We start from the raw sequence: 23,362 nt of genomic DNA on the forward strand, positions 1-23,362 counted from the left end.
AACTACTGCCAAAATAAACAGGGTTTGCGAAGCTGCATTTTCTCCCTTCTCCCTAAATTCCAGTGATTGAATCCACATGAGCTATCAGGTACTTGCGCGAAAATGGCGTCCCCAGGCCTTCGCTGACGTAGTCGGTCAGGAACATGTGCTGACTGCGCTGGCCAACGGGTTGTCACTGGGACGAATCCATCATGCTTATCTCTTTTCTGGCACACGCGGCGTCGGGAAAACCTCGATCGCCCGTCTGCTGGCGAAGGGGCTTAACTGTGAAACCGGCATCACGTCAACGCCGTGCGGGCAATGCGATAACTGCCGCGAAATCGAGCAGGGCCGTTTTGTCGATCTGATTGAGATCGATGCCGCATCACGCACCAAAGTTGAAGATACGCGCGATCTGCTCGATAACGTGCAGTACGCGCCGGCGCGCGGTCGCTTCAAGGTCTATCTGATCGATGAAGTGCACATGCTGTCGCGTCACAGCTTCAACGCGCTGCTGAAAACGCTGGAAGAGCCGCCATCGCACGTTAAATTCCTGCTGGCGACCACCGATCCGCAGAAGCTGCCTGTGACGATTTTGTCCCGCTGCCTGCAATTCCATCTCAAAGCGCTGGACGTGGAGCAAATCCAGCAGCAGCTGGCGCATGTGTTGCAGCAGGAGCAGATTGCTGCCGAACCGCGTGCGCTGCATCTGCTGGCACGCGCCGCTGACGGCAGCATGCGCGATGCGCTGAGCCTGACCGACCAGGCGATTGCCATGGGGCAGGGCAGCGTAACGCGTGACACCGTGGCACAAATGCTCGGCACGCTCGACGATGAACAGCCGCTGGCGCTGATTGAAGCGCTGATGGATGGCCAGGGCGAACAGGTGATGGCGCTGCTGAATCAGGCCGCGTCGCGTGGGGTTGAGTGGGAAGCGCTGCTGGTCGAGATGCTGCGTTTACTGCACCGCATTGCGATGGTGCAGCTGCTGCCAAGCTCGCTCAGCGAGGACGATCTCAGCCAGGCCGATCGCCTGCGCGAGTTAGCCCGCGTGTTGCCACCGGCTGACGTGCAGCTCTATTACCAAACGTTGTTGATGGGACGTAAAGATCTGCCGCTGGCACCGGATCGGCGCTTAGGCGTAGAGATGACGCTGCTGCGGGCGCTGGCGTTCCATCCGCAGGCAACGATTGCGGAGCCGGTGGCGCGTCCCACCTTGACGCCACAAGCTGCTCCGCAGGTTGCTGCGCCACAAGCCGCAGCGAAAGCCGCGCCCGCACCGGCTGCGCAGCCGCAGATGGCACCGCCGAACCCTGACGCGCCGCCGGTGTCGGATGATTATCCAGACATGCAGCCCGCGCCCGATCCGTTACCTGACTCCACCAGCCAGTTGTTACAGGCGCGAACGCAGTTGCTGCGTCAGGGAGCCGGCAAAGCAAAAAAGAGTGAGCCGGCAGCGCGTTCCGCGCGGCCGGCGAATCCGGCGCTGGAACGTCTCGCTAGCGTCACTGAACGTGTGCAACAACGTGCGTCTGAACCCACGGTAAAAGCCCCGGCCAAACCGGAAGCTTATCGCTGGAAAACGCAGCTGCCGGTGGAGGTTAAAGCGGAGCCGGTGGCGACGCCAAAAGCCTTGCGTTCGGCACTGGAGCATGAGAAAACCCCTGAGCTGGCGCTGCGTCTGGCGGAAGAAGCCCAGCAGCGCGATGCGTGGGCTGCTGAAATCGCCGCGCTGACGCTACCGAAACTGGTGCAGCAAGTGGCGCTCAATGCGTGGAAAGAGGTGGGCGAAGCAGGCGTTACGCTGCATCTGCGCAGCAGTCAGCGCCATCTGAATTCAGCTTCTGCCAGGCAGGCGCTGGCGGAAGCGCTAAGTCAGTCTGCCGGTCAGCCGGTTGAATTGACGATTATTGAAGACGATAATCCTACGGTATTGACGCCACTGGAGTGGCGCCAGGCCATTTATGAAGAGAAGCTGTCGCAGGCGCGACAGTCGATCGAAAGCGATACCCATATTCAGACATTGCGTCGATTCTTCGATGCCGATTTGGATGAAGAGAGTATTCGACCGGTGTGAACATGCTGCCGCGCGTCAACTGCGCGCAGCCCCAGCAGAGAGAGAAAACTATGTTTGGTAAAGGCGGATTGGGCAACCTGATGAAACAGGCCCAGCAGATGCAAGACAAAATGGCCAAAGTGCAGGAAGAGATCGCCGCGATCGAAGTGACCGGTGAATCAGGCGCTGGCTTGGTTAAAGTAACCATCAACGGTGCGCACAACTGCCGTCGTGTTGAAGTCGATCCTAGCTTGCTGGAAGATGACAAAGACATGCTGGAAGATCTGATCGCCGCGGCCTTCAACGATGCGGCACGCCGTATTGACGAAACGCAGAAAGAGAAGATGGCTGCGGTCTCTTCAGGTATGCAGCTGCCGCCTGGCTTCAAGATGCCGTTCTGATGCAAACCAGTCCACTGCTTGAATCTTTGATGGAGTCGTTGCGCTGCCTGCCGGGCGTTGGCCCGAAGTCGGCGCAGCGTATGGCTTTTCAGCTGTTGCAGCGCGATCGTAGCGGTGGCATGCGTCTGGCGCAGGCATTGACCCGCGCCATGTCGGAAATCGGTCACTGCGCCGATTGCCGTACCTTCACCGAACAGGAAATCTGCACCATCTGCGCCAATCCGCGTCGTCAGCAAAACGGCCAGATTTGTGTGGTGGAGAGCCCGGCAGATATCCACGCCATTGAGCAGACCGGCCAGTTTGGCGGCCGCTACTTTGTGCTGATGGGGCACTTGTCACCGCTGGATGGCATTGGTCCACAGGATATCGGCCTGGATCGGCTGGAGCAGCGTCTCGAGCGCGAAACCTTAACCGAAGTGATCCTCGCCACCAATCCCACGGTGGAAGGGGAAGCCACGGCCAACTACATCGCCGAGTTGTGCGGACAATATGGCGTTGATGCCAGCCGCATTGCACACGGTGTGCCGGTCGGTGGTGAGCTGGAAATGGTCGATGGCACCACGCTGTCGCACTCGCTCGCCGGACGCCACAAGATTAATTTCTAATCACTTGCCGATGTCTTCACAGACATCGGCTTGAAATCCTCTCCTTCATCCCCATTTCTCTCTCAACGTATCATCAACCCCGATTCAGTTGAGGTAGCAATGACCATGAAAGGACAAGAGACGCGTGGCTTCCAGTCAGAGGTAAAACAACTTCTGCACCTGATGATCCATTCACTCTATTCAAATAAAGAGATTTTCCTGCGCGAGCTGATTTCCAACGCTTCAGATGCCGCCGACAAACTGCGCTTCCGCGCGCTGTCGACGCCCGATCTGTATGAAGGCGACGGCGACCTGCGCGTACGTATCTCGGTCAATCCGGAAAATCGCACGCTGACGCTCAGCGATAACGGCATCGGTATGCGCCGTGATGAGGTGATTGAGAACCTCGGCACCATCGCTAAATCCGGCACCAAATCCTTCCTCGAATCCATGGGCTCCGACCAGGCGAAAGACAGTCAGCTGATCGGCCAGTTCGGCGTGGGCTTCTACTCTGCGTTCATTGTGGCGGATAAAGTCACCGTGCGCACCCGCGCCGCCGGTGCGAAAGCCGATGAAGCGGTGTTCTGGGAATCTGCTGGCGAAGGCGAATATACGCTGGCAGAGATTGAGAAAGCCGATCGCGGTACCGAAATCACGCTGCACTTCCGTGAAGGCGAAGATGATTTCCTCGATGCGTGGCGCGTGCGTAACGTGATCAGCAAATACTCCGATCACATCGCGCTGCCGGTTGAGATTGAAAGCAAAGACGAAGAGAGCGACACCACCACCTGGGAAAAGATCAACAAAGCCCAGGCGCTGTGGACGCGCAACAAGTCTGAGATCAGCGACGACGAGTACAACGAGTTCTACAAACACATCGCCCACGATTTCAGCGATCCGGCGATCTGGAGCCATAACCGCGTGGAAGGTAAGCAGGAATACACCAGCCTGCTGTATATCCCGGCGCGTGCGCCGTTCGACATGTGGAACCGCGACAGCAAGCACGGCCTGAAACTCTACGTACAGCGCGTGTTCATCATGGACGATGCCGAGCAGTTCATGCCGAACTACCTGCGCTTCGTGCGTGGTTTGATAGATTCCAACGATCTGCCGCTGAACGTATCGCGTGAAATCCTGCAGGACAGCCGTGTGACCCAGAGCCTGCGTGGCGCGCTGACCAAGCGTAGCCTGCAAATGTTAGAGAAGCTGGCGAAAGACGACGCGGAAAAATATCAGCAGTTCTGGAAAGAGTTCGGTCTGGTACTGAAAGAAGGTCCAGCCGAAGACAACGCTAACCAGCAACAGATTGCCAAACTGCTGCGTTTCGCCACCAGCCAGAGCGAAAGCGCAGAGCAGACCGTTTCGCTCGACGATTACGTGACGCGCATGGTGGAAGGTCAGGACAAGATTTACTACATCACCGCCGACAGCTATGCCGCCGCGAAGAGCAGCCCGCATCTGGAACTGTTCCGCAAGAAAGGCATCGAGGTGCTGCTGCTCTCCGATCGTATCGACGAATGGATGATGAGCTACCTCACCGAGTTCGACGGCAAAACCTTCCAGTCAGTCAGCAAAGCGGATGATTCGCTGAGCAAACTGGCCGATGAAGAGACCGAAGAGCAGAAAGAAGCGGAGAAGGCGCTGGAGCCGTTTGTTGAGCGCGTGAAAACGCTGCTGGGCGAGCGTGTGAAAGAGGTGCGTCTGACGCATCGTCTTACCGACACGCCAGCGATCGTCACCACCGATGCTAACGAAATGACCACGCAGATGGCGAAGCTGTTTGCCGCGGCCGGTCAGGACGTGCCGGACGTGAAGTACATTTTCGAGATCAATCCGGATCATACGCTGGTGAAACGCGTGGCCGATACCCAGGACGAGACGCGCTTTGCCGAGTGGGTTGAGCTGCTGCTGGATCAGGCGCTGCTCGCCGAGCGCGGTACGCTTGACGATCCAAACCAGTTCATCCGTCGTATGAACCAGTTGCTGACGGCGTAATCGCACCAAACCCGAAAGGTCGCCATTCATGGCGACCTTTTTTATATCTGCTGTTAAATCTGCGCCTGATCTCGCAACCAATCGCGAAACAACGTAATCTCCGCATCGTGCTGACGCGAAGTCTTGGTCATCATCAACGTGGCACGATCGACGCGCACAAAGCCCAGCGGTGCGATCAAGGTGCCGTCACTCAACTCCTGACGCACCAGCAAGCGTGGCGCCATAATCACGCCCAATCCGTTTCTCGCCGCCTGAATGGCTAACGTCAAATTATCGAAATGCTTGCCGATCCAGTAATTGCCGCGTACGCCGCTGGTTTTCGCCCATTCGGCCCACGCATGCAGCCGCGTATCGGCGTGCAGCAGCGGCAGCGAGGCGAGATCCTGCTCGCTTTGAAAGCGGGCGGCAAACTGCGGGGCGCACAGCGGGCCGATGTAATCATCGCTGATCAAGGTGGCATCAATATCGTCATCCGGCGACTGCTCGGCACTGAGAATCAGCACATCGGTGTGCTCGCTGCGCAGCTGGTCAATCTCCACCAGCGGCTGAAACTGCACTTCAATATCGGGATAGCGCTGATAGAAGCTGGCGATGCGCGGAATTAGCCATTGCGAGAGAAAGCTGGGCGCGCAGGAGACGCTGATATGATGGCGCATGCCGGTACGAATGCTTTCGCAGGTGGTGGAGAGCTCGCTAAAGGCTTTCTGACAACTCACCAGCAAACGTTCACCGTGTGAGGTTAATTTGACGCGTCCATTGGTACGCACAAACAGCGGCTTCCCCATCCAGCTCTCCAGCTGTCGAACCTGATGGCTAATGGCGCTATGGGTGACATGCAGACGTTCGGCCGCTACGCTAAAACTGCTGAACAGTGCCGCCTGGTGGAAATAGTGCAGTGCACGTAACGATGGAAGCACGGTCATACTCGTCCCCTGTGTAAAAACCTAACAGGGATTGTCAGTTTATATCATTTTAATGTCCAGCCGCATTGGCCTAACCTTTCCACCAGATTCTGGCAGGTTGACGGCTACGGCTCTCTGTGTTTTACGCCGACTATCACCGCAGGTTTCACCTCCCACACACAGCATAATAACCAGAGACATACCACGCGATGGCTCCACAACTTGCTTCTGCCAGGGCGGCGGCGGCGCGCGATAAGCTTCGCGGCTCGCTTTCCCGTTATTACCGGCTTGAAAATTTCGATCTCTTCTTCGCTCCCTCTTTGCATATCTCGCGAGTGCTGCTTTCCCAGCTGTTTCTCCGTCAGGAGCAATCACGTAATCACACGCGCTATGCCTCGCACTATCCGGTTAGTGAACTGAGCGTGCTGCCCACTTTGCCGATGACGGCGGGCAATATTGCGCTGGTGGATCATGTTGATATGCAGCAAGGTCGCGTGCGAGCGTTAAGCGAATGTCAAAGCCACGGCGTTACCGATGCATCGGAGTCGTTTGCCACGCAGCTGCATAAACGGCTGGTGAGCGATGCGCGACTGTTTGTCGCCCGCCTTGATCGCCATGCGGCGTTATGCGGCGATCTGGTGTTAATCGCATTGCGCACCGCCGATTTCAGCACATTGGTGCGCAGCGAGCTGCGGCTGTTTGAGCAAGGATTAGCGCTCGGTGGCGCGCCAGAACAGGCGCTGGCAATGATGAAGGACAGCGAATGGCGTCCGTACAATATTGCGATGGTGGAAAAAATCGCGCTCGACTCGCCATTCATCCTGCACTCCATTCAGCAACCGGGTTTACCCTTTGCACTTTTTCCGCTGCCGAACGGCCTTAATGCCAGTGAATTGCCGCAGGATGTTCAGGTGCTGCCCGAACAGGCGCAATTACGCTTGCGCGCCGACGTGCGCGGTGGGGTCAACAAACAGCTGAACGTCACACCCGCACTGAAAAAACGCCTCAAAGACGTGCTCATGCTTAGCCGTGATTCCTAAAAACGGGCACTCTGCTGGTATTTGCTGACAAAGCAGGTCAAAGTAGACCTTTCGTGGCGAGCGCGCCCGTTTCCTTGTGGTGCGCGGGCCATAATGGTATGTTCTTCGCCTTCTCAGATTGAACAATGCGATTCGCAAGGGGAATTACGCAATGCGTATTATTCTGCTCGGAGCTCCGGGCGCAGGTAAAGGCACTCAGGCTCAATTCATCATGGAGAAATACGGTATTCCGCAAATCTCCACCGGTGACATGTTACGTGCGGCAGTAAAAGCAGGTACGGAACTGGGCCAACAGGCAAAAGCGATCATGGATGCCGGTAAACTGGTGACTGACGAGCTGGTGATTGCGCTGGTTAAAGAGCGTATCGCGCAGGAAGACTGCAAAAACGGTTTCCTGCTCGATGGCTTCCCACGCACTATCCCGCAGGCTGACGCGATGAAAGAAGCGGGCATCAAGGTTGACTACGTGCTGGAGTTCGCTGTACCGGACGAGCTGATTGTGGATCGTATTGTTGGCCGTCGCGTACACACGCCATCGGGCCGCGTTTATCACGTCACTTACAATCCACCGAAAGTGGAAGGTAAAGATGACCTGACCGGCGAAGAGCTGACCACGCGTAAAGATGACCAGGAAGAGACCGTGCGTAAGCGTCTGGTGGAATACCATCAACTGACTGCGCCGCTGATTGCCTACTACGGCAAAGAAGCGCAAGACGGCAACACCGAATATCACAAAATCGACGGCACGCGTCCTGTCGCCGAAGTGAGCACGCAATTGGCCACGATTCTCGGTTAATGCGTTGAGGGGCCGGTTGTCCGGCCCTTTTGCAGCAATTGCTTTCCCCTCCTTCAATTTCCGCTACAATTTCCCCCTGATTTTGCATTCGACCCATTCGTTTCGACATCAAGGAAATACCATGAGGCAAGAAAAGCCCGGGGTTTTGCTGGTTAACTTAGGCACACCAGACGCACCCACAACACCTGCGGTTAAACGCTATCTGAAGCAATTCCTCGGCGATCCACGAGTGGTTGATACACCGCGCTTATTGTGGTGGCCGATTCTCAATTTCATCATCGTGCCTTTCCGTTCGCCACGCGTATCGAAACTGTATGCTTCCGTATGGATGGATGAAGGTTCGCCGCTGATGGTATTCAGCAAGCGTCAGCGTGAAGCATTGGCGCAGCGCCTCGATATGCCGGTTGAACTCGGTATGAGCTACGGCCAGCCAAGCCTCGACAGCGCGCTGAAACGCTTGCTGGATCAGGGCGTGACCAAACTCATCGTGCTGCCGCTCTATCCGCAGTTCTCCTGCTCGACGGTTGCCGCGGTTTGGGATGGCTTAGCCACCAGCTTTAAACCACTGCGCTCGCTGCCGGAAGTGGCGTTTATCCGCGATTACGCGGAGCATCCGGCTTACATCGCTGCGCTCAAAGCCTCGGTTGAGCGCTCGTTTGCGCTGCATGGCGAACCGGATCTGCTGGTGCTGTCCTATCACGGCATTCCGCAGCGTTTCGCCAATGAAGGCGATGATTATCCGCTGCGTTGCAAAGACACCACCGATGCGCTGGCCGCGGCGTTGGGCATTGCGCCGCACAAGATCATGATGACCTTCCAGTCGCGCTTTGGTCGCGAGCCGTGGCTGACACCGTACACCGATGAAACCATGAAAAGTTTGCCGGCCAAAGGCATAAAGCACGTGCAGGTGATGAGTCCGGGCTTTGCGGCGGATTGCCTTGAAACGCTGGAGGAGATCAGCGGTGAGAACTGCGAGATCTTCCTGCATGCCGGCGGCGAAAAGTTCGAGTACATTCCTGCGCTCAACGCCGATGCGGAGCACATTGAAATGATGGTGCAACTGGTCAACGCGCGCCGTTAAGGGTGTGGCAGAGAGTGTGATATCATTCTCTGCCTGATTTTCCCTGACGGCACTCTCGATGAAATTTCCCGGCAAACGCAAATCCAAACACTATTTCCCCGTCAACGCGCGCGATCCGCTGCTGCAAGCCACGCAGCAAGAGCAGGAAGAGGGCAGTTGGGTGGTGGGTATCGACCAGACGCTGGTGGATATTGAAGCCAAAGTCGACGACGACTTTCTGCAGCGTTACGGTTTAAGCGCCGGTCACTCGCTGGTGATCGACGATGCCACCGCCGAGGCGCTCTACAACGAACTGATGCGCGAAGCGCTCATCAGCCATCAATTTGCCGGTGGCACCATCGGAAATACCCTGCATAACTACTCGGTGCTGGCAGATGACCGCTCGGTGCTGCTCGGCGTGATGTGCAATAACATTCAGATCGGCGGCTACGCCTATCGCTACCTGTGCAACACCTCCAGCCGCATGGATCTTAACTTCCTGCAGGGCGTCGATGGCGCGATTGGCCGCTGCTTTACGCTGATTGGCGAGCAGGGCGAGCGTACCTTTGCCATCAGTCCCGGCTTGATGAACCAGCTGCAGGCCAACAGCATTCCGGAAGAGGTCATTGCAGGCGCGTCGGCGCTGGTGCTGACTTCCTATCTGGTGCGCTGCCAGCCGGGCGAACCGATGCCGGAAGCCACTTTACGCGCCATCGACTACGCCAAAAAACACAACGTGCCGGTGGTATTGACGCTCGGCACCAAATACGTGATTCAGGATAATCCGCAGTTCTGGCGCGATTTCCTGCGCGATCACGTCTCAATTGTGGCGATGAACGAAGAAGAAGCCTTTGCGCTGACCGGCGAGCAGGATCCGCTGCTGGCGTCGAATATGGCGCTGGATTGGGTGGATTTGGTGCTGTGTACCGCTGGGCCAACCGGTTTGTACATGGCCGGTTTCACTGAAGAAGAGTACAAGCGCAAAACCAACCATCCGCTGCTGCCGGGCGCGCTGGCTGAGTTCAACCAATATGAATTTAGCCGCGCGATGCGCCACAAGGATTGCGATCAGCCGCTGCGCATCTTCTCGCATATCGCGCCATATATGGGCGGCCCAGAGAAGATCATGAACACCAACGGCGCAGGCGATGGTGCGCTGGCGGCGCTGCTGCACGACATCACCGCTAACAACTTCCACCGCCAAAAAGTGCCGAACTCCAGCAAACACGGCCGCGCCTACCTGACCTATTCGTCGCTGGCACAGGTGTGTAAATACGCGAACCGGGTAAGTTATCAGGTGCTGAACCAGCATTCACCGCGCCTGACGCGCGGCCTGCCGGAGCGGGAAGACAGCTTAGAAGAGTCATATTGGGACAGATAAAACGCAAGGTCGCCGTTCATGGCGACCTTGCCAAAGACCGCACTCACTTAAATCGGGCACTCACGTACAATCGGGTTCTGCGCAATCTCTTCTTCCAGCACATGCAGCATGCTGTTGGCGATCTCACGCTCGCCCATCACCACGCGATTCGCGCCGCGCTCCATTATGTAGGTCACTTCATCGTCATAATGCGCACGGGCAATTATCTCAATGTCCGGACGCTTTTCGCGCGCTGCCGTCACGACTTCACCGGCTTCGTAGCCATTCGGAATGGTCAGCAGCAGCCAGCGGGCGCAGTCGAGGCGCGCCAGTTCCATGGTATCCACGCGTGCCGCATTGCCCAGCACCGCTTTGATCCCTTGCTCGCGCAGCGCTTCAACGCGCGGACGGGAGTTCTCCACCACCACCAGCGGCACATCCGCTTCCATCAGCTTTTGCCCCAGCAGGCTGCCGACGCGGCCATAACCTACTAAAACTGCGTGATTGCAGATATCCACCGGAATCTGCTTCTCTTCTTCGATCGCTTCTTCCAGCGTCTGTTCTTCGATGGTCTCGGTTTTGTCGAGGTAGCGTTCCAGCACGCTAAACAGAATCGGGTTAAGCATGATGGAGAGAATCGCCGCCGCCAACACCAGATTGCGGCCTTCCTCGCTCAGCATGCCGAGCGAGATGCCGAGGCCGGCGAGAATAAAGGCGAATTCACCAATCTGCGCCAGGCTCACCGAAATGGTCATCGCGGTGCGACGTGAATGACCCAGCAGCGTTACCAGCAGCCAGGCGGCAATGGATTTGCCCAGCACGATAATCGCCAGCGCGCCAAGCACCGCCAGCGGCTGCTCAATCAGGATCATCGGGTCAAACAGCATGCCGACGGACACAAAGAACAGGACGGCGAACGCATCACGCAGCGGCAAGGTATCGTGCGCCGCGCGGTGGCTAAGTTCAGATTCGTTCAGCACCATGCCGGCAAAGAAGGCGCCGAGGGCGAAGGAGACATCAAAGAATTCGACGGCGCCAAAGGCGATACCGAGCGCCAGCGCTAACACCGCAAGGGTAAACAGCTCACGCGAGCCGGTCGCGGCACTTTTTGCCAGAATCCACGGCACCACGCGACGGCCAACCACCATCATCAGCACCATAAAGGCGACGACTTTACCGATGGTCAGCAGCAGATCCCACAACAGCAGCGTTGGGCTGGCGTTGCCCTGTTCCAGCATGCCGGCGATGGCTGGCAGCAGCACCAGCGTCAGCACCATCACCAAATCTTCCACGATCAACCAGCCAATGGCGATTTGCCCGCGCTGGCTATCAATCAGCTGACGCTCTTCCAGCGCACGCAGCAGCACCACGGTACTGGCGGTGGAAAGACACAAACCAAATACCAGGCCGGTCATCCACGACCAGCCCATTGTCCATGAAAGTCCCATTCCCAGCAGCGTCGCCACGGCGATTTGCGCGATGGCGCCAGGAATGGCGATGGACTTTACCGACATCAAATCCTTCAGCGAGAAGTGCAAACCGACGCCGAACATCAGCAGAATAACGCCGAGTTCAGCCAGTTCAGGGGCAAGGTTGGTATCCGCGACAAAGCCTGGCGTGAAAGGGCCGGCCAGGACGCCAGCCAGAAGATAACCGACTAACGGTGAGATGCGCAGGCGGTTTGCCAGCATACCAAGGAGAAATGCGAGGACCAGTCCCCCGACAATGGTAGTGATCAACGGTGTGGTGTGATGCATGCCTGTCTCCTTGTGTGCAAATGTATCCGCTTGTAACAACCTAGTGTAATGCACAATCACTCACCGCGTTTAAACATTTGAGCGGTTAAAGCCCACTAAATTGAAAAAATGAGACTAAAACGCAGCTGAAGCTCCATTTTCGTCAGTTATCTCACGATATCGACTGGAAATACGCAGAATGACGGGTGACGCGGAAAAAATAGTTGCAGTGGGAAATTGGCTTCGCAGCAGGGGTTGTTACGGATAAAGCGGTCCTAAGTCGATAAAGTCACCGCCAAGTGTAGAATTGGGTTGTCATTCCCAGCGAGAAGCGAATTTAAAAATGCTGGTCGTCACGCTGTGCCATGATGCAATGCGTGTTTCATCTTGAGTTAGCCAGCCATCTGTGCGACACAGAAGGGCGATAACGCACATTAAGTCCACCGCTAAGTGGAAAAACGCAGAATAAGGAGATCGACTTTGTTTTTATCACCGCGAAAAGGGCGCTGGCTAGCGCTGACAGTGTTACTGCTGCCGATGCTGGCGCAGGCGTGGCAAACGGATCGCAGTTATCGTTTCAGCATTCTGCACACCAACGATCATCACGGTCGTTACTGGCCGAACGCACAAGGCGAATATGGCCTTGCGGCACAGAAAACGCTGATGGATCAACAGCGCTACGATGTGCAGGCCAAAGGTGGCGGCGCGCTGATCCTGTCGGCGGGCGATGTGAATACCGGCGTGCCAGAGTCAGACATGCTGGATGCTGAACCCGACATTCGCGGCATGAACCTGGTGGGCTATGACGCCATGGCGTTGGGCAACCACGAATTCGACAAACCGCTTAGCGTGCTGCAACAGCAGCAGAAGTGGGCCAAATTTCCGTTCCTTTCGGCCAACATCTATCAAAAAGGCACCGACACGCGCTTATTTAAGCCGTGGGCAACCTTTAACCGCATGGGGCTGAAGATTGCGGTGATCGGCCTGACCACCACCGACACGCTGCGCATCGCCAATCCGGAAAACATTGCGACGATTGATATTCGCGATCCGGTGAAAGAGACCGAAAAAGCGGTGGCGGAACTACGCGCCAGCGAAAAGCCTGATGTCATCATCGCGCTGACACACATGGGCCACTACGACGACGGTCAGCACGGCAGCAATGCGCCGGGCGACGTGGAGCTGGCGCGCAGCCTGCCGCTGGGCACCATCAACGTGATCATTGGCGGCCATTCGCAGGATGCGGTGTGCATGGAGAAAGAGAACGTCAGCGTAAAAGATTATCAGCCAGGCCAGCCCTGCCAGCCGGATCGGCAAAACGGCGTGTGGATCATGCAGGCAAAAGAGTGGGGCAAATTTGTTGGGCGCGGCGACTTCACCTTCCGCAATGGTGAGCTGACGCTGGAGAATTACCAGCTGATCCCGGTCAACCTCAAGCATAAAGTAAAGAATCTTGATGGCAGCGAATCCTGGCTTACCTGGCAGGAAGAGATCCCGAAAAACAGCGCGATGATGAAGCTGTTAACGCCGTATCAACTGCGTGCTGGCAAGAAACTGGATGTCAAAGTCGGCAGCAGCGACGGCGTGTTTGTCGGTGAGCGCGACAAGGTACGCTTTGAGCAGACCAATCTTGGGCAGCTAATTTTGCGCGCCCAAATGGCGGCGACCAAAGCGGACTTTGCGGTGATGAGCGGCGGTGGCATTCGCACTTCGCTGGCGCAGGGTAATCTCAGCTGGCGCGATTTGTTGCAGGTGCAGCCGTTTGGCAATCAGGTGGTGTCGGTGACGCTGAGTGGTAATGAAGTGCTGAATTATCTGGCGACGGTTGCCAATATCAAAGTGGATTCCGGCGGCTTCGCGCAGTTCAGCAACATCAGCCTGGTGGCGGATGGTAAAGGCGTCAGCGACGTGAAGATTAATGGCGAACCGCTGCAAAAGGATAAAACCTACCGCATGGCGACTAACAGCTTTAACGCCAGCGGCGGCGATGGTTATCCGAACATTGAAACCCATGCTGGCTTCAGCAACAGCGGGCAGCGCGATGCGGATGTGCTGCGTGATTATGTCAGCCAGCATTCACCGCTGAAGGTAGCGGATTATCAACCTGGCGGGATTGTGCATCTGACAGCAGCACAAATTGAAGAGCGCAACAAAGCGCTGGAGAAGCAACGCAAACCAAGCTACCCGCAAATGATTCTGGCCTGGATCTGGCCGCGCGCCGCACAACATTAAACTCTGCGCTCGTAGGTCGCCATTTATGGCGACCACTTTTTATATGCGCATCAGGCCCGACAGGATTTCTGCGTCACCCAACGGTGTCGCAACTTATCCCACATCCAGTTGTAAACCATGGTATAGGGCAGGAAGAACAGGAAGAACGCCACTTCCAGTACAAAGGCTTCCAGTAGCGAAATATTCAGCATCCAGGCGGCAATCGGCAAGCCAATCAGGATAAAACCGCCTTCAAAGCCTAGCGCATGCATGGCGCGTAAACCGAATCCGCGTTTCACCTGTGGCGGCCAGATGCGGTCAAAGCCGGTGTTATAGATCATGTTCCACAGCATGGCGACGGTCGACAGCATAATCGCCAGCGCGCCCATCTGAAACAGCGGTTTCTCCATGATCCAGGCAGCCAGCGGCGCAACAGTGATAAGTGCTAACCCTTCAAAGCCTGCGGCATGACAAAAACGTTCTTTCAGCGAACGGGTACGCATATAAACCTCCTTATTGGTGATAACCCCTATTTTCGCACTGGGTGATGCTAAGATAAAATGATCACCTATCGATAAAAGCGATGGTTCAACATGAAATATTCCCCGGAATCCCTTGAGGCGTTTGTGCAAACCGTGGCCAGCGGATCCTTTTCGGCGGCGGCGCGCGCGTTGTCTAAAAGCCAGTCCACCATCAGTAACGCGATCGCTAATCTGGAAGACGATCTGGGTTTCACGCTGTTTGATCGCAGCGGACGTAACCCGGTATTGACCGAGCATGGCCAGCGCGCGTTTGCGCAGGTGCAGCAGATTCTGGCCGCCAGCCAGCGGCTGGATGAGCTGGCAGTGCGCTTGTCGCAGGGCGTAGAACCGCGCCTTAGCCTGGCGATCTCCGATTTTTGGCAAGCGGATCACCATGAAAATCTGCTTAACCGGTTTGAGGTGCGTTATCCAGATATCGATTTTGAGTGCATGATCGCCGAGGATGCTGATGCATTAGATTTGATACAAGCCGGGCGCGTGCACCTTGGCGTGGTGCGGGCGCAGCCACAATTGCCACCGGATTTGGCGGTGGCACGCTTGCAAGTGGGGGCGCAGATGGCGATTTACCTTCATCAGGATCATGCGCTGTCGCAGGCTCAGCAGGTGAGTGAAGGGCAGTTAGGTGAGTTGCGGCATCTGCGACTCAATACCTGGGTACAAAATCGCGATCCCTTGCCCGCCGGACGCGTGTGGTCGGCGCCATCTTATTTATTGCTGTTAGAGATGGCGGAGCAGGGTTTTGGCTGGAGTATATTACCGCGCTGGCTGGTGGAGCAGTTTGGTCATCAGGTGCTGAAGGAGTTGCCGGTGCCGGGCTGGCCGCAGCATATCGCGGTTGATGTGGTGTGGTCGCGGCGTAATCCGCCGGGACCGGCCGGGCGCTGGATGATCGATCAACTCTGCGCCCAGCAGCCCGACTAATCGCGCCGTGCGACGTCGGCCAGCGGCGCATCCAGCAGGCGAGACAAATCTTGCGCGGCCAGCTCGATATCCAGCCCACGTTTGCCGCCGGAGATAAAGATGGTGGCAAACTCCGCTGCCTGCCGATCGATCACCGTCGGCAGACGTTTTTTCTGTCCCAGCGGGCTAATGCCGCCTACCAGATAACCGGTCACGCGCTGTGCCAGCTGCGGATCGGCCATATCCGCTTTCTTCGCGCCCAGCGCTTTGGCGACCTTTTTTAGATCCAATTGGGTTGAGACCGGCGTCACCGCAACCGCCAGCGCTTTAGCATCGCCGTTGAGCGATACCAGCAAGGTTTTGAACACCTGGCGCGCATCCAGATTAAGTTTACGCACCGCTTCGTCGCCAAAATTGGTTTCGTGGCTATCGTGGTCGTAGGGATGCAGGGTAAAGGTGACTTTTTGTTTTTCCAGAAGTTTTACCGCAGGCGTCATGATCGGTCCTTGTTAGGAAAATTCTTATTTCAGTTTTGATGGAAAAACAGTGGCGAAATTCTGAACTTTGCGCGAGAATTGGCCCGCGCCAGCAAGAGATTGTTGGTGATAACCAAAATCATAAACAAATTCCTCTTTGACGGGCCAATAGTATTATTGGCCTTCTTTTTTTCTGCCAAACGCACAGTTAATCAACCGCACAAGCCCGTAGCGGCGCGTCTCAACGCGCAATAAATTGCGCCGCTACGAAATGTGCATAAATCAGCTCTTCAGCAGTCCCGGCAAATTATCATCGCCATACAGATGCAGTGCGCCCACCGCCACCACATAACGCCCTTTCGGTAACGCCAGCAGCAGCTCGCGCCAGTGCTGGTTGCGGTTGCGCATCAGCGTGTCGTTCAGCTCGCTGCTAAAGGTGGTCGGCAGCGCCACCGGTTGCTGGGTGGGCGGCGCATCCAGCCACCAGCTGATCATGGTTTGCAGCAGGCGCGCGTTGGTGTGCCAGTGTTCCAGCGTATCCAGCAACAGCGGCAAACCATCCTGCGGCAGCGATTTCAGCAGGGCGATCTGCGTTTCCGGACCTTCCAGCTCGATAATGCGTTTGTTGGCCGCTTTGGCCGCCTGCAACAGCTGATAATCGATACCAAACTGCGGACGCAATCCCAGCCGCTGCGCCTGTTGCGCCTGCAACATCAGCGCGATCTGCCAGAACGGCAGCGTATCGAACAGGCTCAGTGACAGCGAAAGCTCATCGCACAAGGCCTGCAAGCGCTGCAGCACGTCGTCGTCGAGTCGCATTGCCAGCGGCGGATGTTCATCATCATTGCTGAACGGCGATTCGCCTTGAGTGATATCGGCTTCGACAATCAGCGCGTCGGCTTTATGCAGCTGGCGCAATAGCCCGGCAGGCAGCGGCTGCATATCGCGCGTGCCCATGTGAATGCTGCCCGCCAAATGCAAACGACGATCGCCCAGCTGAATATCCATGGCCGGCCAGCTGTAACTGGCCGGAAAAAGGGTCGCGATCCGTTGTTGGATGCTGTGCCACAGACCGTGTCTCATTCCCTGTCCTTTTTAAGGCAAAAAACCATGCTAGCGATTTCATCTCATGAAAAACAGGGCTGGAATGGCTATTGCCGTTGCGCCGGCTTGAAGCGCAACAAACGGTTAGCGTTGCTCACCACGGTAATGGATGACAGCGCCATCGCCGCGCCCGCGACAATCGGGCTCAGCAGCATGCCAGTAAACGGATAGAGCACGCCGGCCGCAATGGGAATCCCGAGGCTGTTGTAGATAAAGGCGCCCAACAGATTTTGCCGCATATTGCGCAGCGTAGCGCTGGAGATCGACAGCGCATCGGCGACGCAGTGCAGATCGTTGCGCATCAGCGTCATGGCGGCGGTTTCTACCGCCACATCGCTGCCGCCGCCCATTGCAATGCCGACATCGGCCTGCGCCAGCGCGGGCGCATCATTAATGCCGTCGCCGACCATCACCACTTTGCGGCCTTGCTGCTGTAACTGAGTAATCGCCTGCGCTTTGCCATCCGGCAACACGCCGGCAATCACTTCATCAATACCCGCTTCGGCGGCAATGGCCTCCGCGGTTTTCTGGTGATCGCCGGTCAGCATAATCAGGCGATAACCTTGCTGATGCAGACGCTGCAGCGCCGCTTTACTCTCGGGACGCAAGCTGTCACGCAGCGCGATCAATCCCAGCAGCTGCTGATTGTCGGCCAGCAGCACCGGCGTTGCGCCTTGTGCGGCGAAGCGCGCGATATCGTCCTGCGCGGCGCGGTAATCAACCTGCTGCTCATCCAGCAGCGCCTGATTCCCCAGCAGCAGCGTTCTGTTTGCCACTGTAGCGCTGATGCCTTTGCCGCGTATTGTACGAAATTGCTTAACCGCTTCGGCGTTCACCGCAGGCGCAGCCTCAAGAATCGCTTTGGCGAGCGGATGGCTGGAGCCTTGCTCCATCTGCGCCGCCGCGCTGAGCACCTGCTCGCGATTCCAGTCGCCATACAGCACCACATCGCTGACCTGCGGCGTGCCGCGCGTCAGGGTGCCGGTTTTATCAAACACAATGGTATCGACTTCGCTGGCTCGCTGCAGCGCATCGGCGTCACGCACCAGCACGCCCAGCTCTGCGGCGCGTCCGACGCCAGCAATCACCGACATCGGCGTGGCTAAACCCAAAGCGCAAGGGCAGGCGATGATCAGCACCGTGGTGACAATTACCAGCGTGTAAGCCAGTTGCGGCTGCGGACCCGCCAGATACCAAATAACCCCGCTCAGCAGCGCAATCGCCACCACCACCGGCACAAATACGGCGGAGATGCGATCCGCCAGTCGGCCAATATCCGGTTTGCTGCTTTGCGCCTGACGCACCAGATTGATAATGCGCGCCAACGTGGTGTGGCTGCCGATGGCGCGCGCCACAAAGTGCAGCGTGCCGTCTTGTACCTGCGTACCGGCAAAGATTTTATCTCCCGGCTGTTTGGCCTGCGGCACTGCCTCGCCTGTCAGCATCGCTTCATCCAGCCAGGCTTCACCGCTGGCGACCTCACCGTCCACCGGTACGCGATCGCCGGTGACCAGCTTCAGCGTCATGCCGGACTTAACCTCGCTGAGCGGCAGCAGTGTTTCACCCTGATCGCTGATGACCCGCGCCTGCGCCGGAGTTAAATCCAGTAATCGTTCCAGCGCCTGCGAGGCGCGCTGGCGTGCGCGCTGCTCCAGCGCGTGGCCGAGATTGATCAGGCCAACGATCATCACGCTGGCTTCAAAATAGAGATGACGCGCCTGATGCGGGAAGAATTCGGGCCAAAGGGCGACGCTCATCGAATAGAGCCACGCCGCGCCGGTTCCCAGCGCCACCAGCGTGTCCATGGTGGCTGTGCCGTGACGCAAACTGCGCCACGCGCTGCGATAGAAGTGGCCGCCGGCCATCACCATCACCAGCAAGGTAATCACGCCGAGCGTGCGCCACAGCGTTTGGTTATCTGCGCTCAGCATCATGTTGTCGCCGAGCATGCCCCATATCATCATCGGCACGCCGAGCAGCAACGCCAGCGCCGATTGCCAGCTAAAACGGCGCATAGCGTGCTGCGCGCTAACCTGCTGGCGTTCGCGGCGGGTTTGTTCATCCTCGATCACTTCGGCGGAATAACCAGCCTGATCGACCGCGCTCACCAGCGCTTCGGCGCTTGCATCACCCATGATCAGCGCGCTGCGCTCACCGAGATTGACGCGTGCCTGGCTGACGCCCGGCACTTTTTGCAGCGCCTGTTCCACGCGGCTTACGCAGCTGGCGCAGCTCATGCCGCCAATCAGTAAATGATGCACAGGAAGCTCAGCTTCAGTGGATTGTGCCGGTTGCGACTCCGTTGTCAGCGCCTCCGGCGGCGGCTCTGTAGCTGTCAACGGATCAAGCTTTGGGCTGGCTGCGCCGTCTTTCAGCACCGCGTGATAACCGGCTTGTTCAACCGTAGCGATCAGATCGCTGGCGCTCGCCGCACCGGTCACGCGCGCTTCTTGCTGCGTGACGTCCGCCTGTTCAACATCGCTGCGCTGCTCCAGCGCTTCTTTGACGCGTTTTACACAGTGGCCACAGGACAAGCCGTCCAGCGCCAGCAGTTGGGTATGTGACATGGTGTACTCCTCAGGCTAATGATTTTGACTGCATGCAAAATTTGCATTAGAACTACAGCCTAAACCTTCCCCTGAATGGAAGGTCAAGGGGGAAAAATGAACATCAGCGATGTGGCAAAAAAAACCGGACTCACCAGCAAAGCGATTCGCTTCTACGAAGAGAAGGGCGTGGTGACGCCGCCGTCGCGCGGTGACAATGGCTATCGCCATTACGCGGCGCATCATATTGATGAGCTGAATCTGCTGCGCCAGGCGCGTCAGGTGGGATTTACGCTGGAAGAGTGCCGTGAACTGGTGACGCTGTTCAACGATCCCGCGCGCCACAGCGCCGATGTAAAAGCGCGCACTTTGCAGAAAGCCGACGAGATTGCTGCGCACATCGAAGAGTTACATGCAATGCGTGCGCGCTTGCTGGAACTGGCGGAGGCTTGCCCCGGCGATGACAGCGCAGAGTGCCCGATCATCAATCACCTGGCCGGTTGCTGCCATCACGCCGATGGAAAGCGCGGCTGAATCATCAGCGTAATGCCGACCACGCCAGTGACAATCACCGGCGTGCCCGCCGGCAGGTCGCTGTCCGCCTGCACGCGCCAGCTGCTGTCACCAATGCGTACGTGTCCAAGGCCGTTTTTCAGCGCATTATCCAGCGTCAGCTGCATGCCCATTAACTGGTTACCGCGTTGGTTAAGCGTGTTAGCGACCTGCGACGATTCGCGATAGCGCATCCAGCGATGCCAGAAGAACGCGCTGAACAACGTCATCACCGCAAACACAATGCCCTGACTGGTCCATGAGATGGGAAACAGCCACTCAATCAGCGCCACCGCGACGGCGGCTAAGCCACTCCACAGCAGATAACCGCTGGTGCCGAGCATTTCGGCGGCCAACAGCAGGCCGCCCAGCGTCAGCCAGAACCAGTGTGGATGCGCAATCAGCTCCATCAGGATCATGGTCTGCGCTCCGTCCGGTTCTCCTTCAGCAATTCACTGATACCGGCAATTGAACCGAGCAGGCTGCTGGCGTCCAGCGGCATCATCACCACTTTGCTGTTGTTGGCTTCGCCGATTTTTTGCAGCGCGTCGGTGTATTTCTGCGCCACAAAGTAGTTCACCGCCTGAATATCACCGGCGGCTATCGCCTCGGAGACCATGCGCGTCGCCGTGGCTTCCGCTTCTGCCTGACGCTCGCGCGCTTCAGCTTGCAGGAAGGCCGAGGTGCGTTCGCCTTCTGCTTTGAGGATCTGCGACTGCTTGTCCCCTTCGGCGCGCAAAATCGCCGCCTGACGTACGCCTTCGGCGGCAAGGATATCGGCGCGTTTGGTGCGTTCCGCCTTCATCTGCGCGTTCATCGCGGCGATCAACTCCTGCGGCGGGCGCACGTCACGAATTTCGATACGGGTAATTTTCACGCCCCACGGATTGGTGGCTTCATCAACGATATGTAGCAGACGCGTGTTGATGTTGTCGCGCTGCGACAGCATCTCATCCAGCTCCATGCTGCCGAGCACGGTGCGGATATTGGTCATGGTCAGATTCAGGATCGAGAGTTCAAGATTGCTGACTTCGTAGGCGGCGCGCGCCGGATCGACAACCTGAATAAAGCAGACTGCATCAATGGTGACGTTGGCGTTGTCTTTAGAGATGATTTCCTGCGAAGGGATATCGAGCACCTGTTCCATCATATTGATTTTGCGACCAATACGATCCATGAATGGCACAAGCAAATTGAGGCCGGGCGCCAGGGTTTTGGTGTAGCGGCCAAAGCGCTCTACCGTCCACTGGTAACCTTGTGGAACAATTTTTACACCGGCCCACACGGTAACGAGTGCGAGCACAATGATGACGGGAATGACCGTTAACATATAACCTCCTGGCTGTCAGATTGTCGGGCCGAGTCGTTCGGCCCGTTTAACGCGCGGTACCGATCAGTACAGCAGCGAGTAAAGCTGGCGGCGATAGCGCGTGGCGAGGGTGTCGCCGGTGCCGAGTGCGGCCAAAATTTCCTGGAACATTTTACGCACCTGGCCGTCACCAACGCTGAGATCGCTTTTCAGGAAGCTGAATAACAACTCCAGCGCTTCCTCGTTGCGACCAACCTGATGCAGCTGTAACGACAGTTTAGCAGCCAGTTCGGCATTGGTCGGATCGCTGGCTAACTGCTCCTGCAACAGCTGAATTTCTGGCGTATCGGCGGCCTGCTTTAGCAGATCGATTTGCGAAATCAGGCTCTGATAGCGCGTGTCCTGATCCTGCAGCGGCACCGCATCCAGCACGGTTTCTGCTTCGTTGCTGCGGTTCAGGGTGATCAACACTTCTGCCAGCAGGAAGCCAATTTCGCTGTTTTTGTTGCTCAGCTGCCAGGCGTCTTTCAGCAGCGGCAGCGCTTCCAGCGGTTTGCCTTCGTGCATCAATTGCATCGCCTGCTGCGCTTTAACTTCTTCTTCACGCGGCAACACTTTTTGCAGCAGAGCGCGAATCGCCTCTTCCGGCTGCGGTCCCTGGAAGCCGTCAACCGGCTGACCGTTCTGGAACAGATAAACGGTTGGGATCGAGCGCAGGCCAAACTGCGATGCCACCATTTGCTCTTTATCGCAATCCAGCTTCGCCAAAATAAACTGACCCGCATACTCCTGCGCCAGGCGATCCAGCACCGGCGTCAGTTCCAGACAGTGCTGACTGCGTTCGGACCAGAAATAGAACAGCACCGGCAGCTGCATCGACTGTTCTAAGGTCTGCTGCAGGTTGGATTCGTTGATGCCGATAATCAAAGCGTGTGACATGAATACGTCTCTTGTCAGAAAGTGTGTTGAGGATATGGGGGCAAGCTGCCCCGGTTCAAGTTTGATTCTGCGTTGCAGCTTAGTTGCTGCGCAAAATGCGATCCAGTATCCAACCTGGCAGCAGGCGTTTCAGCAGGCTCATCGCCCAAGCCACCAGCGTTACCGGATAGCGCAGGCGCGGATGTTTGCTCTCTAACGCGTGGCGCAGCTTCGGCAAAATCGCTTCCGGCGGCAGCGTGAAACGCGCAGCGATGCCCGGATTTTGTACCGGTTTATCCTGCTGGCCCTGATGCACGTTATCGGTGAAACGCGTGCTTATCGGGCCCGGTTCAATCAGGCTAACGCGCACGCCAGAGTCGCGCACTTCAAGACGCAGCGCATCGCTCCAGGCTTCCAGCGCCCATTTGCTGGCGGCATAGGCGCCGCGCCCCGGCGTCGAGATCAGTCCCAGTACCGAACTGGTATTGACGATGCGTCCGTTGCCGCTGGCTTGCAGCGCGGGCAGCAGGCGCATGGTCAGTTGATGAGTGCCAAACAGATTGGTGGAAAATTGCTTCTCTAATTGCTGACGCGAAACGCTGCTGAGCGGCCCATATTGACCAAAACCGCCGTTGTTAAACAGCGCGTGCAGGCGATGATCGGTGAGTTCCAGCACGCGATCGGCGGCGGCATCGACGCTGGCGGCATCATCGAGATCGAGCTGCACGCCAATAAATCCCAATGCTTCCATGCGCGCCACATCGTCGGCGCGGCGACAGGCGGCCAGCACGCGATAGCCGCGCGATAAAAGGTCATTTGCGGCGACCAAACCAATGCCGCTCGAGCAGCCGGTGATGAGAATTGTTTTTTGCATTTCTTTACCCGTTAAAAATCA

21 protein-coding genes and 1 other annotated feature are annotated in these 23,362 nt (G+C 57.2%); of the genes, 11 read left to right on the forward strand and 10 right to left on the reverse strand.

Going from position 1 to position 23,362, the window contains the following annotated elements; translation table 11 throughout:
* Positions 1-76 precede the first annotated feature (76 nt).
* The 4 genes from dnaX (at position 77) to htpG (ending at position 5,015) form a co-directional block, all read left to right on the forward strand.
* A complete protein-coding gene (dnaX, locus tag PO881_RS04975; RefSeq protein WP_280172536.1) occupies positions 77-2,056 on the forward strand; it encodes a DNA polymerase III subunit gamma/tau in 1,980 nt (659 codons plus the stop codon).
* Positions 1,398-1,459 (forward strand) — a sequence feature (DnaX frameshifting element). (Overlaps the previous gene by 62 nt.)
* 50 nt (positions 2,057-2,106) lie before the next feature.
* Positions 2,107-2,436 carry a YbaB/EbfC family nucleoid-associated protein gene (locus tag PO881_RS04980; RefSeq protein ID WP_008103874.1) on the forward strand — a complete coding sequence of 110 codons (330 nt, stop codon included), beginning with the start codon at positions 2,107-2,109 and terminating at the stop codon, positions 2,434-2,436.
* Positions 2,436-3,041 (forward strand): recombination mediator RecR, encoded by a 606-nt coding sequence (gene recR, locus PO881_RS04985; protein WP_008103873.1) that lies wholly within the window; start codon positions 2,436-2,438, stop codon positions 3,039-3,041. The genes PO881_RS04980 and recR overlap by 1 nt, the downstream gene beginning before the upstream one ends.
* Positions 3,042-3,140: 99 nt before the next feature.
* Positions 3,141-5,015 carry a molecular chaperone HtpG gene (htpG, locus tag PO881_RS04990; RefSeq protein ID WP_101762396.1) on the forward strand — a complete coding sequence of 625 codons (1,875 nt, stop codon included), beginning with the start codon at positions 3,141-3,143 and terminating at the stop codon, positions 5,013-5,015.
* A gap of 53 nt (positions 5,016-5,068) precedes the next feature.
* Here htpG and PO881_RS04995 read toward each other — a convergent pair whose 3' ends face one another.
* Entirely contained in the window at positions 5,069-5,938 is an 870-nt protein-coding gene (locus tag PO881_RS04995) for a LysR substrate-binding domain-containing protein (protein WP_101762395.1), read from the reverse strand.
* 188 nt (positions 5,939-6,126) lie between these two features.
* Between PO881_RS04995 and PO881_RS05000 the strand changes: the two genes are divergently transcribed.
* From PO881_RS05000 to PO881_RS05015, 4 genes are all read left to right on the forward strand, one after another.
* The gene (locus tag PO881_RS05000; RefSeq protein WP_110867728.1) at positions 6,127-6,957 is read left to right on the forward strand and encodes a DUF6024 family protein; all 831 of its coding nucleotides are present in this window, start codon (positions 6,127-6,129) and stop codon (positions 6,955-6,957) included.
* A 151-nt stretch (positions 6,958-7,108) separates the two neighbouring features.
* Positions 7,109-7,753: an adenylate kinase gene (adk, locus tag PO881_RS05005; protein ID WP_008103865.1), complete on the forward strand. Its 645-nt coding sequence runs from the start codon at positions 7,109-7,111 to the stop codon at positions 7,751-7,753.
* 121 nt (positions 7,754-7,874) lie between these two features.
* Positions 7,875-8,834, forward strand: a complete 960-nt coding sequence (gene hemH / locus PO881_RS05010; protein ID WP_101762393.1) for a ferrochelatase — start codon at positions 7,875-7,877, stop codon at positions 8,832-8,834.
* A 58-nt stretch (positions 8,835-8,892) separates the two neighbouring features.
* Positions 8,893-10,194 (forward strand): inosine/guanosine kinase, encoded by a 1,302-nt coding sequence (locus tag PO881_RS05015; RefSeq protein WP_101762392.1) that lies wholly within the window; start codon positions 8,893-8,895, stop codon positions 10,192-10,194.
* 47 nt (positions 10,195-10,241) lie between these two features.
* Here PO881_RS05015 and ybaL read toward each other — a convergent pair whose 3' ends face one another.
* Positions 10,242-11,930, reverse strand: coding sequence for a YbaL family putative K(+) efflux transporter (gene ybaL, locus PO881_RS05020; protein WP_101762391.1), 1,689 nt, complete (start codon positions 11,928-11,930; stop codon positions 10,242-10,244).
* A gap of 459 nt (positions 11,931-12,389) precedes the next feature.
* Here ybaL and ushA point away from each other — a divergent pair, with 459 nt between their 5' ends.
* Positions 12,390-14,141: a bifunctional UDP-sugar hydrolase/5'-nucleotidase UshA gene (gene ushA, locus PO881_RS05025; protein ID WP_280172537.1), complete on the forward strand. Its 1,752-nt coding sequence runs from the start codon at positions 12,390-12,392 to the stop codon at positions 14,139-14,141.
* Between the two features lie 50 nt (positions 14,142-14,191).
* On the opposite strand, the gene PO881_RS05030 is transcribed toward ushA, so the two are convergent.
* Positions 14,192-14,623: a multidrug/biocide efflux PACE transporter gene (locus tag PO881_RS05030; RefSeq protein ID WP_192236693.1), complete on the reverse strand. Its 432-nt coding sequence runs from the start codon at positions 14,621-14,623 to the stop codon at positions 14,192-14,194.
* Between the two features lie 90 nt (positions 14,624-14,713).
* Between PO881_RS05030 and PO881_RS05035 the strand changes: the two genes are divergently transcribed.
* Positions 14,714-15,583: a LysR family transcriptional regulator gene (locus tag PO881_RS05035; protein ID WP_101762388.1), complete on the forward strand. Its 870-nt coding sequence runs from the start codon at positions 14,714-14,716 to the stop codon at positions 15,581-15,583.
* Here PO881_RS05035 and ybaK read toward each other — a convergent pair.
* The 3 genes from ybaK to copA form a co-directional block, all read right to left on the reverse strand.
* Entirely contained in the window at positions 15,580-16,059 is a 480-nt protein-coding gene (gene ybaK / locus PO881_RS05040) for a Cys-tRNA(Pro)/Cys-tRNA(Cys) deacylase YbaK (protein ID WP_137385298.1), read from the reverse strand. The genes PO881_RS05035 and ybaK overlap by 4 nt on opposite strands.
* A gap of 261 nt (positions 16,060-16,320) precedes the next feature.
* Positions 16,321-17,121 (reverse strand): TraB/GumN family protein, encoded by an 801-nt coding sequence (locus PO881_RS05045; protein ID WP_192414064.1) that lies wholly within the window; start codon positions 17,119-17,121, stop codon positions 16,321-16,323.
* A 68-nt stretch (positions 17,122-17,189) separates the two neighbouring features.
* On the reverse strand, positions 17,190-19,709 hold the full coding sequence (gene copA, locus PO881_RS05050; protein WP_280172538.1) for a copper-exporting P-type ATPase CopA: 2,520 nt from the start codon (positions 19,707-19,709) through the stop codon (positions 17,190-17,192).
* Between the two features lie 96 nt (positions 19,710-19,805).
* Between copA and cueR the strand changes: the two genes are divergently transcribed.
* Entirely contained in the window at positions 19,806-20,222 is a 417-nt protein-coding gene (gene cueR, locus PO881_RS05055; protein WP_101762384.1) for a Cu(I)-responsive transcriptional regulator, read from the forward strand.
* Here cueR and PO881_RS05060 read toward each other — a convergent pair.
* From PO881_RS05060 to PO881_RS05075, 4 genes are all read right to left on the reverse strand, one after another.
* Complete coding sequence (locus PO881_RS05060) at positions 20,198-20,656, reverse strand: NfeD family protein (RefSeq protein WP_101762557.1); 459 nt, start codon at positions 20,654-20,656, stop codon at positions 20,198-20,200. The genes cueR and PO881_RS05060 overlap by 25 nt on opposite strands.
* Positions 20,656-21,570, reverse strand: coding sequence for an SPFH domain-containing protein (locus tag PO881_RS05065; RefSeq protein ID WP_101762383.1), 915 nt, complete (start codon positions 21,568-21,570; stop codon positions 20,656-20,658). The genes PO881_RS05060 and PO881_RS05065 overlap by 1 nt, the downstream gene beginning before the upstream one ends.
* A gap of 63 nt (positions 21,571-21,633) precedes the next feature.
* On the reverse strand, positions 21,634-22,488 hold the full coding sequence (locus PO881_RS05070) for a co-chaperone YbbN (protein ID WP_280172540.1): 855 nt from the start codon (positions 22,486-22,488) through the stop codon (positions 21,634-21,636).
* Between the two features lie 79 nt (positions 22,489-22,567).
* Entirely contained in the window at positions 22,568-23,341 is a 774-nt protein-coding gene (locus PO881_RS05075; RefSeq protein WP_137385302.1) for an SDR family oxidoreductase, read from the reverse strand.
* Positions 23,342-23,362: the final 21 nt, after the last annotated feature.

The sequence above is a fragment of the Pantoea sp. SS70 genome, assembly GCF_029866845.1.
Lineage (GTDB): Bacteria > Pseudomonadota > Gammaproteobacteria > Enterobacterales > Enterobacteriaceae > Pantoea > Pantoea leporis.